12 protein-coding genes are annotated in these 13,717 nt (G+C 71.2%); 3 read left to right on the top strand and 9 right to left on the bottom strand.

All coding sequences use genetic code 11. The annotated features are described in order from the left end of the window. Nucleotides 1–90: 90 nt before the first annotated feature. The 3 genes from AC0KTA_RS31315 to AC0KTA_RS31305 form a co-directional block, all read right to left on the bottom strand. On the bottom strand, nt 91–1,077 hold the full coding sequence (locus tag AC0KTA_RS31315; protein WP_481051564.1) for a hypothetical protein: 987 nt from the start codon (nt 1,075–1,077) through the stop codon (nt 91–93). Nucleotides 1,078–1,217: 140 nt separating this feature from the next. Beyond that, complete coding sequence (locus tag AC0KTA_RS31310) at nt 1,218–3,827, bottom strand: ABC transporter permease/substrate binding protein (protein WP_481051563.1); 2,610 nt, start codon at nt 3,825–3,827, stop codon at nt 1,218–1,220. Continuing rightward, nucleotides 3,820–4,944, bottom strand: coding sequence for a quaternary amine ABC transporter ATP-binding protein (locus tag AC0KTA_RS31305; protein ID WP_481051562.1), 1,125 nt, complete (start codon nt 4,942–4,944; stop codon nt 3,820–3,822). The genes AC0KTA_RS31310 and AC0KTA_RS31305 overlap by 8 nt, the downstream gene beginning before the upstream one ends. A 249-nt stretch (nt 4,945–5,193) precedes the next feature. On the opposite strand from AC0KTA_RS31305, the gene AC0KTA_RS31300 reads away from it, so the two are divergent. Both AC0KTA_RS31300 and AC0KTA_RS31295 read left to right on the top strand, forming a co-directional pair. Further along, nucleotides 5,194–6,108 carry a 5'-3' exonuclease gene (locus tag AC0KTA_RS31300; RefSeq protein WP_481056632.1) on the top strand — a complete coding sequence of 305 codons (915 nt, stop codon included), beginning with the start codon at nt 5,194–5,196 and terminating at the stop codon, nt 6,106–6,108. A gap of 53 nt (nt 6,109–6,161) precedes the next feature. Continuing rightward, on the top strand, nt 6,162–6,998 hold the full coding sequence (locus AC0KTA_RS31295; protein WP_481051561.1) for a siderophore-interacting protein: 837 nt from the start codon (nt 6,162–6,164) through the stop codon (nt 6,996–6,998). A 210-nt stretch (nt 6,999–7,208) separates the two neighbouring features. Here the strand turns inward: AC0KTA_RS31295 and AC0KTA_RS31290 are convergent, their stop codons facing one another. Then, on the bottom strand, nt 7,209–7,799 hold the full coding sequence (locus tag AC0KTA_RS31290) for a GNAT family N-acetyltransferase (RefSeq protein WP_481051560.1): 591 nt from the start codon (nt 7,797–7,799) through the stop codon (nt 7,209–7,211). A gap of 121 nt (nt 7,800–7,920) precedes the next feature. Between AC0KTA_RS31290 and AC0KTA_RS31285 the strand changes: the two genes are divergently transcribed. Next, a complete protein-coding gene (locus AC0KTA_RS31285; protein ID WP_481051559.1) occupies nt 7,921–8,865 on the top strand; it encodes an RluA family pseudouridine synthase in 945 nt (314 codons plus the stop codon). A 104-nt stretch (nt 8,866–8,969) separates the two neighbouring features. On the opposite strand, the gene AC0KTA_RS31280 is transcribed toward AC0KTA_RS31285, so the two are convergent. The 5 genes from AC0KTA_RS31280 to AC0KTA_RS31260 all read right to left on the bottom strand — a co-directional run bounded on the left by AC0KTA_RS31280 (nt 8,970) and on the right by AC0KTA_RS31260 (nt 13,703). Further along, nucleotides 8,970–10,454: a cytochrome P450 gene (locus AC0KTA_RS31280; protein ID WP_481051558.1), complete on the bottom strand. Its 1,485-nt coding sequence runs from the start codon at nt 10,452–10,454 to the stop codon at nt 8,970–8,972. Between the two features lie 124 nt (nt 10,455–10,578). Continuing rightward, complete coding sequence (locus AC0KTA_RS31275; protein ID WP_481051557.1) at nt 10,579–11,208, bottom strand: GTP-binding protein; 630 nt, start codon at nt 11,206–11,208, stop codon at nt 10,579–10,581. Further along, nucleotides 11,189–11,539, bottom strand: coding sequence for a DUF742 domain-containing protein (locus AC0KTA_RS31270; protein WP_481051556.1), 351 nt, complete (start codon nt 11,537–11,539; stop codon nt 11,189–11,191). The genes AC0KTA_RS31275 and AC0KTA_RS31270 overlap by 20 nt, the downstream gene beginning before the upstream one ends. 128 nt (nt 11,540–11,667) lie before the next feature. Next, nucleotides 11,668–12,075 (bottom strand): roadblock/LC7 domain-containing protein, encoded by a 408-nt coding sequence (locus tag AC0KTA_RS31265; RefSeq protein ID WP_481051555.1) that lies wholly within the window; start codon nt 12,073–12,075, stop codon nt 11,668–11,670. Next, nucleotides 12,072–13,703 (bottom strand): ATP-binding protein, encoded by a 1,632-nt coding sequence (locus AC0KTA_RS31260; RefSeq protein ID WP_481051554.1) that lies wholly within the window; start codon nt 13,701–13,703, stop codon nt 12,072–12,074. Before AC0KTA_RS31260 ends, AC0KTA_RS31265 begins: the two co-directional genes overlap by 4 nt. Between the last annotated feature and the right edge of the window lie 14 nt (nt 13,704–13,717).

Below are 13,717 nucleotides of genomic sequence, written 5' to 3'. Positions count from 1 at the left end.
GCCAAACGGTTTTACCCAGTCCGGCGCTCCGGGCGCCGGTTCCGGCCCCCGCAAGCCCCCGCGCACCCCGTACGGACCGTACGCGGGCGGTTACAGCTCACGCCAGTAGATCAGTTGTCCGGATTCTCCGGGGGCCGCCCCCTCGCGCGGTATGAAGAGGCTGACGAGCAGCGCGGGCCTGCCGCGCGGGTCGGTCAGGAGGGTGGCCGAGGGGTTGGCGAAGGCGTGGCTGCCGCCGTGGGTGCGCGGGGCGAGGCGGTCGGCGCGGCCGCCGGCCGGGTCGTAGGCGTAGACGCGCCAGCTCCCGAAGTCCGCGCGCCGCCCCTGCCCCTCGACGAGCAGCACGCGCCGCCCCGCGAGCTCCACCGGCGCCCGGTCGCCGAGGTTGCCGCCGTTGCCCCAGGCCGTCAGCGCCCAGTCGAGGCGGCGGTCGGGCTCGGCACGCCAGGTGCGGAAGTCCGTGAGCGTCGCCCGCAGTTGCCGGTCGGTGTCGCATCCCGCCCGGTAGTGCCCGGTCAGCTCGATGGTGCGGCCCCGCACCGTGGTGATGCTCGGCGTGCCCTCCGCACAGCGGGAGAGGGTGCGGGGCGCGTCGTACGCCCGGTGCGCGCGCCCGTGCAGGAGCGCGCGCAGGTCCGTGTACGCCCGTACGGCGATGTGGTTCCGGGGGTCCTTCTCGTACGCGAGGACATAGCCGCCGCGGCCGTCGTGCGCGAGGGAGGCCTGGTGGGTGCCGGGGCCGAAGTCGTGGCGGCGCTGCCAGTGCAGCAGGTCCGTGGAGGTGGCGACGGCCGCGTGGAAGCGGCCGTCGTCCAGGAGGGTGTGGTAGACGGCCAGGTATGTGCCGTCACCGGCCTGCGCGAGCTGCGCCGCGTCCATGGTGCGGCCGGTGTCGTCGCGGGCGTCGTAGCGGTGGCCGTCGGCGGCCGTGACGTCCTCGGCGAGCGCGGCGAGCCGGGCGGTGCCGGGTGACGCGGGCGCGGCGTCCGCCCGCGTCAGCGGCGAGACGAGCAGGGCGGCGGCCAGAACCAGCACGGCGGCGGCGAACAGCGCCGTCCTCGGCTGCCTTGCGGTCACGGGTGGGGGCTCACGTTCAGCTGTTCAAGAGGGCGGGGACCCCGTCGAGGTTAGGGACCGGGGCGGCCCGCCGGAACGCCCCGAGGGGTGGGCTTCGCCACAAGGCGAGGCCCACCCCTCGGGAGTGCTGACCGCGTGGACTACTTCGCGGCCGTCATCTTCTCCTCGAAGCCCGGGTTCTTCTTCAGCCAGGCGTCGACGGCCTTGGGCTCGTTGTTCTTGCCCGCCTTGTTGATCTCGTTCTCCAGGTCGCCCAGCTGCTTCTCGCTCATCTTGAAGTTCTTGAGCCACTTCGTGAGCTGCGGGTACTGGCTGGGGAAGTCCTTGCTGGAGAGCGTGCGGATCGTGTTGCCCTTGCCGAAGCCGCCCTTGGGGTCCTTCAGCTTGGTCAGGTCGTACTCGCTGTACGCCCAGTGCGGCGACCAGAGCAGGACCGCGATCGGCTCCTTCTTGGCGTACGCGGACTTCAGCTCCGAGAGCATCGCGGGCGTCGAGCCCGCGGCGATCTCGTACTCGTCCTCAAGGCCGTACCCGGGCATGACCTTGTCCTTGAGCGCCTGCATCACGCCGGTGCCCGGCTCGATGCCGATGATCTTGCCGTTGAACTTGTCGCCCTTGCCCTTGAGGTCCTCGAGCGACTTCACGTCCTTGACGTAGGACGGGACGGCGACCTCGAGGGACGTCGGGCTGTACCAGGACCCGAGGTCCTTGAGGTTGGCCTTGTTCTTCTCCCAGTACGTCTTCTGCGCGGTGGGCAGCCAGGCGTCGAGGTTGAGGTCGATGTCGCCCTGCGCGAGACCGGTGTAGGCCGGACCGACATCGGCCGGGGTGAGCTCCATCTTGTAGCCGCGCTTCTCCAGGACGCGCTTCCACAGCTGGGTGACGGCGATGTTCTCGTCCCACGCGAAGTACGCGGCCTTCAACGGACGCTTGTTCTCGTCGCCGCCGGAGTTCTTCGGCAGGGGCGCCATCTTGTCGAGCACGCCCGGGTTCTTCTTCAGCCAGGTGCGCACGGCGTCCTGCTGCTTGCCCTTGCCCGCCTTGTTGATCTCCGCCTCAAGATCGGTGAGCTGCTTCTCGCTCATCTTGAAGTTCTTGAGCCACTTGCCGACCTCGGGGTTCTCCTTCGAGAAGCCCTTGCGCGCCAGGGTGTGCACGCCGTCGCCCTTGCCCCAGGCGCCCTTCGGGTCCTTGAGCTTCTTCAGCTTGAAGTCGCTGTACGCCCAGTGCGGCGACCACAGCGTGGTGACGATCGGCTCCTTCTTGGCGTACGCCGCCTTCAGCTCGGAGAGCATCGCGGGCGTCGAGCCGTCGACGACCTTGTACTCCTTGTCGAGGCCGTACTCGCCGAGGACCTTGTCCTTGAGCAGACCCATCATTCCGGCGCTCGTCTCGATGCCGGTGATCTTGCCCTTGAAGGTGCTGCTCTTGCCCTTGAGGTCCTCGAGGGAGTTGATGTCCTTCATGTACGCGGGCACGGTCAGCTCCAGCGACGTGGGGCCGAACCAGGCGCCCAGGTCCTCGAGGTCCTTGCCGTACTTCTTCCAGTACGAGGCGTGGGTCGTCGGCAGCCAGGAGTCGGTCTGGAAGTCGATGTCGCCCTGCGCCAGGGAGGTGTACAGCGGACCGGCCTCCAGCTGGCTGGTGGTCACCTTGAAGCCTCGCTGCTCCAGGACTTCCTTCCAGAGGAAGGTGGAGGCGACGCCCTCGTCCCAGGGGATGTAGCCGATCTTGACTTCCTTGCCCTGGCCGACGTTCTTCGTGTCGGCCACGGACTCGGAGTCGCTGCTGCCGAAGATCCCCATGCCGCCCGCGACGAGCGCGAGCACGACGACGCCGACCATTGCGACGACGGGCCGGGGGCGGTAGTTCCACACGTTCAGGCCCTGCTTGGCCCGCAGCTTGGCGAGCGCGCGACGGCCGAGCGGGGAGACCTGGCCGCCCAGGCCGCTGGTGACGCGGTCCAGGTAGATGGCGAGGATCACGATGGAGATGCCCGCCTCCGCGCCGAGACCGACGTCGAGCTGGCCGATGGCCGCGTTGACGTCGGCGCCGAGACCGGGGGTGCCGACCATGCCGGTCAGGGCCGCCATGGAGAGGCCGAGCATGATGACCTGGTTGACACCGGCCATGATCGTCGGCAGGGCGAGCGGCAGCTGGACCCGGAAGAGGGTGTTGCGCGGCGTGGTGCCGAACGCGTCGGCCGCCTCGACCAGTTCCTTGTCGACCTGGCGGATGCCGAGCTCCGTCATGCGCACACCGGGGGCGAGCGCGAAGACGATCGTGGCGACGATGCCCGCGGGGGCGCCCATCCGGAAGAACAGCAGCGCCGGGATGAGGTAGATCATCGCGGGCAGTGTCTGCATCAGGTCCAAAACCGGCCTGACGATGCCGCTGACCGTCTTGGAGCGGGCCGCCCAGATGCCCACGGGCACGGCTATGACCAGCGCCACGAAGGTCGAGACGAGCACCAGGGACAGCGTCATCATCGCGTTGTCCCACAGCTCCAGGGACACGATGAAGGCGAAGCCCACGAAGGCGAGGGCACCGCCGAGCAGGCCGCGCAGCCAGAACGCGACGACGGCGAAGATGCCCGCCATCAGCAGCGGCTCGGGCCCGGAGAGGACGTCGTAGACGCCGTCCCACATGTTCTGGAACAGCGTCTTGATGAAGTCGAACAGCCAGTCCATATGGGTTCTGAGCCATTCGACCGAGTCATTGACCCAGTCGCCGAAGGGAATCCTAGGCACCGCTGCTCACCTTGCCCACGCTCTTGCCGCCGTTGTCCATGGCCTGCTTGTCCTTGGCCTGCTGTACGGGAACGACCGCGTCCTGCGGCTCCGACGGCGCCGGTTCACCGAGCACGGCGAGCAGCCGCGCCCGCGGTACGACGCCGACGAGCTCGCCCTCGCCGTCGACCACGGCGACCGCCACACCGCTGGTGGAGCAGGGCGTGAACAGGTCGATGATGGGGGTGTCCTCGGTGACCGTCGCGGGGGCGTCGGCCTGCACGAAGTCCTTGTCCGGGTCGGCCATGATGGCGCCCGCGGTCAGCACCCGGGAGCGGTCGACGTCCTGCGTGAACGCGGCGACGTAGTCGTTGGCCGGGGTGACCAGGATGTCCTCGGAGGTGCCGATCTGGACGATGCGGCCGTCGCGCATGACGGCGATCTTGTCGCCCAGGCGCATGGCCTCGTTCAGGTCGTGGGTGATGAAGACGATGGTCTTCTTCAGCCGCTTCTGCAGCTCCAGGAGCTGGTCCTGCATGTCGCGGCGGATCAGCGGGTCGAGCGCGCTGAACGACTCGTCCATGAGCAGCAGGTCGGCGTCCGTGGCGAGCGCGCGGGCCAGGCCCACGCGCTGCTGCATGCCGCCGGACAGCTCGTCGGGCCAGGACTTCTCCCAGCCCTTGAGCCCGGCCAGCTCCAGCGCCTCCAGCGCCCGCTTCTCGCGCTCCGCACGCGGCAGCCCCTGCACCTCAAGGCCGTACGCGGCGTTCTCCAGCACGCTGCGGTGCGGGAACAGCGCGAAGTGCTGGAACACCATGCTGATCTTCTTCGAGCGCACCTCGCGCAGTTCGCGCGCGCTCAGCTTGGTCAGGTCCTGCCCGTCGAAGAGCACCTGTCCGGCCGTCGGGTCCGAAAGCCCGTTGAGCATGCGCAGCAACGTGGACTTGCCGGATCCGGAGAGACCCATGACGACGAAGATCTGGCCCGGTTCGACGGTGAAGGACGCGTCGATCACCGCGGCGGTGGTTCCCTCGGCACGCAGCTCTTCACGGTCGGCTCCGTGGCGGAGCTTCGCCACGGCGTCATCGGGTCGTCTGCCGAATACCTTGTACAGGCGTTCGGCTTGCAGCCTGGACACATACACCTCTCGGGTTGAACCAAGACGGCCCGCCTCCCCCGCCGGCGGGCCGTGGAGCGGCGCGGGGTCTGCCCGCTCGCCCGTCAAGAAGTTGAAAACTCGACCGGGTTCGCTCCGGGTGCGCGCCTGCCCTCGCTTACAGAAGCCAAACCCAGGAGTGCCGCAGGTCACATTCCCCCACCTCGGTCACGGCCCGCTGTCGGTGCCGTGCGGCATGATGCGAACGTGACTCAAGCAACGCGGCGGCTGATGCTGCTCGACACGGCGTCCCTGTACTTCCGGGCCTATTTCGGGGTCCCCGAATCCGTGCGGGCCCCGGACGGCACCCCGGTGAACGCGGTGCGCGGCCTGCTCGACTTCATCGCGCGCCTGGTCCAGGACCACCGCCCCGACGACCTCGTCGCCTGCATGGACGCGGACTGGCGCCCGCACTGGCGCGTGGAGCTCATCCCCTCGTACAAGGCGCACCGCGTCGCCGAGGAGGCCCCCGAAGGCGCCGTCACCCCCGACACCGAAGAGGTCCCGGACACCCTCTCCCCCCAGGTCCCGGTGATCGAGGAGGTCCTGGACGCCCTCGGCATCGCCCGCGTGGGCGTCACGCCGTACGAGGCGGACGACGTGATCGGCACCTTCGCCGCGCGCGCCACCGGCCCGGTCGACGTCATCACGGGCGACCGCGACCTGTATCAGCTCGTGGACGACGCCCGCGGCATCCGCGTCCTCTATCCCTTGAAAGGAGTCGGCACCCTCCAGGTGACCGACGAGGCGTGGCTGCGCGAGAAGTACGGCGTGGACGGCCCCGGCTATGTGGATCTCGCCCTGCTGCGCGGCGACCCGAGCGACGGGCTGCCCGGCGTGCCCGGCATCGGCGAGAAGACCGCCGCCAAGCTGCTCGACGCCTTCGGCGACCTGGCCGGGATCATGGCCGCCGTCGACGACCCGCGCTCCAAGCTCACCCCGTCGCAGCGCAAGCGCCTCGACGAGTCCCGCGCCTATGTGGCCGTGGCGCCGAAGGTGGTCCGGGTCGCGGACGACGTCCCGCTGCCGGACGTCGACGTCGCGCTGCCGCGCGAGCCGCGCGATCCGGCCGCCCTGGAGGAACTGGCCGCGCGCTGGGGGCTCGGCGGTTCGCTGCACCGGCTGTTGACCACACTTCAGGAGTGAGGTGCTAGGTTAGGTAAACCTAACTAATAGTGGATCAGGGGAAGGCCGACGCCATGGCAGAGCGACCCGCACGCAAGACTCCCAAGCCCCACATCGCGCAGGTCGTGCGCACCGAACGCCTGACACCCCATATGCAGCGTGTGGTCGTCGGCGGCGACGGCCTGGCGGAGTTCACCGCCGGGGACTGCACGGACCACTATGTGAAGCTGCTCTTCGCGCCCGAGGGCGTGAGCTATCCGGAGCCCTTCGACATCCAGCGGATCCGCGAGGAGATGCCGCGCGAGCAGTGGCCCGTGACGCGGACGTACACGGTGCGCTGGTGGGACCCCAAGGCCCGGGAGCTCGCCCTCGACTTCGTGATCCACGGCGACGAGGGCCTCGCCGGGCCGTGGGCGCGGCGCGTGCGGCCGGGCGAGACGGTCCGCATGCTCGGCCCCGGCGGCGGGTACGCCCCGGACCCGGCCGCCGACTGGCACCTGATCGCCGGCGACGAGAGTGCGTTGCCCGCCATCGCCGCCGCCCTCGAGGCCCTGCCGGAGGGCGCCGACGTGCGCGCCTTCGTGGAGGTCGAGGGCCCCGAGGAGGAGCAGCCGATCGACACGCACGCCGCAGTCGTCTGGCTGCACCGCGCCGGCCGTCCCGTCGGCCAGGCGCTGGTCGAGGCCGTGCGCGCGCTGGACTTCCCCGCGGGCGACGTGCAGGCCTTCGTGCACGGCGAGGCGGGCTTCGTGAAGGAGCTGCGCCGCGTCCTGCGCGTGGAGCACCAGGTCCCGCGCGAGCGCCTCTCCGTGTCCGGCTACTGGCGCCTCGGCCACAACGAGGACGGCTGGCAGGCGTCGAAGCGGGAGTGGAACGCGACGGTGGAAGCGGAACAGGAGACTGCCGCGTAACGCTGCGCTTGGGCGGTGGGGGTTGGCGGGCGCCCTCCGCGCGGGGGGGGGCACTTCACCTGCGGCTGGGCAGGGGCTGCCGCTTGTGGTGCCTTGCAGGCCGCGGGTTTCGCTGTGGCTTGGCGCGCAGTTCCCCGCGCCCCTACCGGGGCGCTTCGTACCACAGCGGCTCAGCCGACCCCAGTACGGCGGGCCCCGTGTCGGCGGCGCCTAGCTCATCCCGTCCCCCTTGATCCGGGCGTGCAAGTGCATGTCGTGCCAGCCGTCCTCGTGGAGTACGGCGCTGCGCTTGGTGCCCTCCGGTGCGAAGCCGGTTTTCAGCGCCACTCGGCACGACGCCTCGTTGGCCGTCGCGTGGGTGAGCTCGAGGCGGTGCAGACCCACGACGTCGAGCGCCCAGGCGGCCAGGGTGGTGACCGCGCGCGGTGCGACGCCCCGGCCGCGGGCGCGCAGCAGGGTCCAGTACGCCATCTCCGCCTGGCCCTCACCGAGGTTGATCTCGCGCAGCGCGACCCGGCCGAGCACTTCGCCGGTGTCCGCGTCCGCGACGGCCCAGTGCGCGTTCCGCTCCTCGGCCCACGCCGCCCGCCAGCCCTCGATCCACTCGCGGGCCTCGTCCTCGTCGTCGGCCACGCGCGCGTGCCAGCGTTGCAGCACCGGGTCCTGGAACGCCTCGTACACGGCGGGCGCGTCCGGCGGCGACCAGGCGCGCAGGATCAGGCCGCCGGGGGCGGGCAGGGCGGGCTGGTCCTGATCGGCGAAGGTTCCGGGCTCGACCACGTTCGGGATCTTGAAAGGCATGGCCCCATCGTGCAGCGCGGCCGACGCGCGGGACAGCGGTTTTCCCACGGCGGCGGCCGGCCACACGCCCCGCGGGCACAGCCTCCGTCCCGCAAGCGCGGCGCCCCGTACCCTTCCCGCTGTGACCCGAAGACGCCGCGTTCCGCCCGCTCCCTTGCCGCAGCGCGACGGCGTCGACCCCGTGCGGGTCCGGCTGCCGGACAGCGAGGCGTGGGCCCAGGTGCGGGACCACCTCGTCGACCGGCTCGCGGCGCCGCCCGGCCTCGTCGACGCGATGCTGCGCGACGGCCGGATCGTCGGCGCGGACGGGGTGCCGGTGGCGCCGGACGCCCCGTACGCGCCGGGCGCGTATCTGTGGTTCCACCGGGACCTGCCGGACGAGCCCCCGGTCCCGTACGCCATCGACGTCGTGTATCACGACGAGCACATCGTCGTCGCCGACAAACCGCACTTCCTCGCCACCATGCCGCGCGGCAGCCATGTGGCGGAGACCGCGCTCGCGCGGCTGCGCGCCCGCCTCGGCATCCCGGCGCTCGGCGCCGCGCACCGCCTGGACCGGCTCACCGCGGGGCTGCTCCTGTTCACCGTGCGGCCCGAGGAGCGCGGCGCGTACCAGTCGCTGTTCCGCGACCGCCGGGTGCACAAGGAGTACGAGGCCGTGGCCGCGTACGACCCCGGGCTCGACCTGCCGTGCACCGTGCGCAGCCACATCGTCAAGGAACGCGGCGTCCTCGCGGCGTACGAGGTGCCCGGCGCCGAGCCGAACAGCGAGAGCCGCGTCGAACTCGTCGAGCACGACGGCCGGTTCGGGCGCTACCGGCTCCTGCCGCACACCGGCCGCACCCATCAGCTCCGCGTCCACATGAACGCCCTCGGCCTGCCCATCCTGGGCGACCCGCTCTACCCCGAGGTGCGCCCGGCGGCGGCGCCGGACGACTTCCGGCGCCCCCTCCAACTCCTGGCCCGTGTCCTGGAGTTCACCGACCCGGTGACCGGGACCGCGCACCACTTCGTGAGCGGCCGCACCCTGGAGGCCTGGTCGGCGTACGACGACTGGGCTCAGTAGCCGCGCCCCGTAAGGGGCGCGGGGCTGTGTCGACTTGCGGCTCCGCCGCGGGGCGCGACCAGCCCCCACCGGCCCGCAGGACACCGCACACCCAGGCGAAGCACTCAGTACCCCCGCCACCACTCCAGGAAGCGCCGCCACGCCCCCTTGCGCCGGACCGGCGCGGCCGTCGGGGCGGCGAGTGGCTCCGGCTGCGCGGCCGGGGCGGCCGGTTCGGGGAACGGCTGCGGCATCGGCGACGACACCTCCCAGTTCCTGCGCGGCGCCGGCTCGTGCGACATCGGCCTGGCGGTGACGTCCTGCGGCGGCCGCTTGCCGAACTGCACCGGCAGCTCCACCAGGTGCCGCGACAGGATCGACGAGCGCCAGCGCAACTCCCGCTCGTCCACGGCGAGTTCCACGTCGGGCAGCCGCATGAGCAGCGCGTCCACGCCGGTGTCGGCGATGGCGCGGCCGATGTCCTGGCCGGGGCACTCGTGCGGCCCGCCGCTGAACGCGAGGTGGGAGCGGTTGCCCTGCATGTTCGCGGACAGGTCGGGGCGCACGACGGGGTCGACGTTGCCCGGCTGGATGCCGAGGAGCAGGCCGTCGCCCGCCTTGATCTCCCGCCCGCCGAGCTGGGTGTCCTGCTTGGCGAAGTAGCCGACCATCGCGCTGAACGGCGGCTCGTCCCACAGCGACTGCTCGACCGCCTCGGGCACGGTCATCTGGCCGCCGCTGAGCTGGGCGCGGAAGCGCGGATCGGTCAGCACCATGCGCAGCACGTTCGCGATGAGGTTCGCCGTGGCCTCGTACGCCGCGATCAGCACCAGGCGCAGATGGGCGGCGACCTCGTCGTCGGTGAGCTGCTGGGGCTGGGCGATCAGGGCGCTGGTGAAGTCCTCCTCGGGCTGCGCGCGGCGGCGCACGACGTGCCGGGTGAGGGCCTCCATCACGTACGCGTTGCTGGCGATGGCCGTCTCGGTGCCCTTGATCATGTCCCGGGCCGCCTGCACCATGCGCTCGCTGTAGTCCTCGGGCATGCCGAGGACGTGCAGCATCACCATCATCGGCAGATGCTCGGCGAACTGGCCCACCAGGTCGGCCCGGCCGACCTCGCAGATGTCGTTGAGGAGTCTGTTGCTGTAGCGGTTGATGTGGCGGCGGATGCCGCGGTGGTCGAGGCCCGCCATGGCGCCGGTGACGGCCCCGCGCAGCCGCTGGTGCTCGGCGCCCTCGGCGAAGGTGCACATCGGCTGCCAGGTGAAGACCGGCGCGAGCGGGTGGTCGGCGCCCGCGGTGCCGTCCCGGACGGCGCTCCACACGCGGGAGTCGCGGGTGTACTGCGAGGGTGTGCGGACCATGTGCAGGTTCTCGCTGTGGCCGAGCACCGCCCAGACGCGTACGTCGTTGTGGATCAACGCCGGGGCCACCGGGCCGTGTTCGGCGCGCAGCTTCTCGTACACGCCCGCGAGGTCCTGGTCGGCCTCGGGGCCGAACAGGCGGCGCAGGCCGCCGGCGCCGATGCCGGAGGGCTCGTGGGCGGGGCAGCCGGGTGGTGGCGCGGTGGCCGCGTCGGTGCCGGGTCGGGAGGAGGAGGGAGTCGTCACGGTGGGTCGCTCCGGGGTCGCGAAAGGTCCGGGGTGTGAGGTGTGGCGGGGGTGAGGTGTGGCGGGGGTGAGGTGTGGCGGGGGTGAGGTGTGGGGGGTGAGGTGTAGGGGTGTCGTGGCGCGCTCAGGTCCTTGCCAGGGCCAGGGCGTGCAGATAGCGCATGAGCGTCATCAGCGTGTCCTTGCTGGAGACCCGCTGGCGAGCGTCGCAGTGCACTATCGGCACGTGCTGGTCCAGGTCGAGGGCCTTACGCAGGGCGTCGACCGGGTGGCGTGGCGCGTCCGGGAAGTCGTTGACGGCGATGATGAACGGCACGCCGCGCTCCTCCAGGCGCCCGATCACGTCGAAGCTGACTTCCAGGCGGCGGGTGTCGATGAGGACGACGGCGCCGAGGGCACCTTCGAAGAGGCCGTTCCACAGGAACCAGAACCGCTCCTGGCCCGGGGTGCCGAACAGATACAGCACCAGCTCTTCGGAGATGCTGATCCGGCCGAAGTCCATCGCGACGGTCGTGGCCGTCTTCGTCTCGGAGCCGTAGTTGTCGTCGACGCCGATGCCGGCCTGCGTCATGGTCTCTTCGGTGGTCAGCGGACGGATCTCGCTGACCGCGCCCACCATGGTCGTCTTGCCGACTCCGAACCCGCCCACGATGACGACCTTCACGGCGGCCGTGGCCGTGGCGGGCAGGACGTCCTGCTCACTGGGCCCGGTGATCGCGCCGGAGGTGAGCGTGTCAGAGCTTTTGAAGTCCATGCATCACCGCTTCGAGAAGGGAACGGTCGGGGAGCGCGGAGCGCACCACGGGGGCGCGTGCCTGCACTAAGTCCGCCGCGAGCAGGTCCGTGACGACCACGGTCACCACGCTGACCGGCAGCGCCAGATAGGCCGAGAGCTCCGCGACGGACAGCGGTGTCCGGCACAGCCGCAGCACGGCGGACTGCTCGGGCTGTGCCGTCGGGGCCGGGGGGCCCTTGGCGACGATCAGCGTGACCAGGTCGAGCGGTGCCCGCTCCGAGTCGTCGCCGGTGAGGATGTACAGCCTCTCCGGGTTCTCGGGGCTGCGGCGCTCACGCCGGACGGGCACCTCCGCCTGGAAGCGGGCGTCGAGACGGTCGAGGTCATCAAGGCCGCCAGGGCTACCAGTGCCACCAGTGCTACCAGTGCCCCCAAGGCCATCGGGAACAGGGTCTTGCGGGGGGTCTTGCGGATGAGTCATACGGCCTGCCCGTCTCGCCGGGGCGGGCTCGTGAGGTGCGCGCCGATCCGGACGACCAGGTCACGCATGCGGTTGCCGATCAGCCCGGCGTCGACGGTCTCCTCGGCCAGCACGGCGAGATAGGCGCCCGCACCCGCGGCCATCATGTAGAAGTAGCCGCAGTCGACCTCGATGATGACCATGCGCATCGTGCCGTCGCTCTCCGGGATCTCGGTGGCCACGGCGGCGGCGAGGCTCTGCAGCCCCGCGCAGGCGGCGGCGAGACGGTCGGCGCCGTCGGGGTCGCCGCCGTGGCGCGCGATGCGCAGGCCGTCGGCGGAGAGCACCACGATCTGCCGGGTTCCGTGCACGCCGTCGGCGAGTTCCTTGAGCATCCAGTCGAAGTTGGCCCGCTGCTGGATCACTTCCAGCCCCCCTCGTCGGCGTTGTCGGTGCTGCCGTGGTCGTTCTGGTTGCGGGCCTGCTGCGGGGCCGCCGGGTCGTGCGGGCGCTCGCCCGCGGCCGGGTCCTCGCCGTTCACGCCCTTCATGAAGGCCTCGATCCACAGACCGGGCTCCTTCTCCTCCTTCTGCGCCGGCTGCGGCGGCGGAGGTGGTGCGGCGGCCATGGCCGCCTCGGCGCGGCGCTGGGCCTCGGCCTCTTGCGCGTAGCGCTCGCTGAGCGACATCTTGACGCGACTCCTGCGCTGCGGAAGGCCGTTGGCCGTCCACTCGGTGACTTCTGGGATCTCGTCCTCCATGGACGCCTTGAGCGGCATGGAGGGGCGCGGCACCGTGGTGACCTTGCGCGGCTTCTTGCGGCGGATGTCGCGGGCCTCTTCGATGATCGTGCCGTCGGCGTTCACGCGCGGCACGGCGGAGGCGCCGATGCCGTGGGCGAGGCCGGGCGCGGGCTCCGAGGTGAGCATGTCGCGCGGCACGATGAGGACGGCGCGCACGCCGCCGTACGCGGACTGCCTGAGCGACACCTGGAGGTTGTACATCTGCGAGAGCCGGCCCACGACGGCCATGCCCAGCCGGGGCGTCTCACCCAGCTCGTTCAGGTCCATGCCCTGCTGGGCCTTCTCCAGCATCCGCTCGGCCCGGGAGCGGGCCTCCTCGCTGAGGCTGACGCCGCCGTCCTCGATCTCCACGGCGATGCCCGTCTGCACCTCGACCGCGGTGACGTGCACCCGGGTCTGCGGCGGCGAGTAGCGCGTGGCGTTGTCGAGCAGTTCGGCGCAGGCGTGGATGAGCGGCTCCACCTTGGTGCCGTGGATGTTGACCTTGGCGATGGAGTGCAGGTCGACGCGCTGGTACTCCAGGATCCGGGACATGGCGCCGCGCAACACGCTGAACAGCGGCACGGGCTTGGGCCACTGGCGGCCAGGACGGGCCCCGCCGAGCACCGTGATCGAGTCGGCGAGGCGGCCGATGAGGGCCGTGCCGTGGTCGATGCGGAGCAGGTCGTCGAAGACCTCGGGGTTGCGGCCGTGGAACTCCTCCATGTCGCGCAGTTCCGCGGCCTGTTGGTGGACGATGGACTGCACGCGCCGCGCGATGTTGACGAAGGCGCGCTGCGCGTTCTCGCGCATCGCCTCCTCGCGGTCCAGGGTGTCCAGGATGGAGCGCAGCAGGACGCGCTGGGACTGCGGCAGGCGGCGGTTGGTCTCGTCGCCGTCGATGACGTGACGGATGACCTCCGAGGGGGCCTCGCCCTGCCGGACCCGGTACAGGGTCTCGGGCAGCAGCTCGCGGCCCAGCCGGACGGTGTCCTCGTCGTGGGTCGCGATGCGGTGCTCCAGGTGGGCGGTCTGCGCCGCGTGACTCCTGCGCAGGTCCCGCAGCGCGCGGCCGCGGCGGGCCGCCTCGCCGCCGACGGCGAGGACCACGAGCGTGGCGATGGCGCCGCACCAGCCGACCGCGATCCGGGCCGGCTCCGTCACCGCGGCGACGGCGGCTCCCGTGGCCGCCGCCATCACCATGGCGGGCACCAACAGCACGCGTGCGTAAGGGACTTCTCGGCCACCGGGAGGCGATTGAACACTCACCATGTATGCCCTCTGAA

Source organism: Streptomyces sp. Y309 (assembly GCF_056712025.1).
Note: the sequence above shows the minus strand (reverse complement) of the source record. Positions and strands in the feature narration are given on the sequence as shown.

What these genes read in the sequence shown, in the direction of transcription:
- AC0KTA_RS31295 (WP_481051561.1), top strand. Translation starts at nt 6,162, where the DNA reads ATGGCAGAGCGACCCGCACGCAAGACTCCCAAGCCCCACATCGCGCAG.
- AC0KTA_RS31260 (WP_481051554.1), bottom strand. Translation starts at nt 13,703, where the DNA reads ATGGTGAGTGTTCAATCGCCTCCCGGTGGCCGAGAAGTCCCTTACGCA.
- AC0KTA_RS31275 (WP_481051557.1), bottom strand. Translation starts at nt 11,208, where the DNA reads ATGGACTTCAAAAGCTCTGACACGCTCACCTCCGGCGCGATCACCGGG.
- AC0KTA_RS31300 (WP_481056632.1), top strand. Translation starts at nt 5,194, where the DNA reads ATGCTGCTCGACACGGCGTCCCTGTACTTCCGGGCCTATTTCGGGGTC.
- AC0KTA_RS31290 (WP_481051560.1), bottom strand. Translation starts at nt 7,799, where the DNA reads ATGCCTTTCAAGATCCCGAACGTGGTCGAGCCCGGAACCTTCGCCGAT.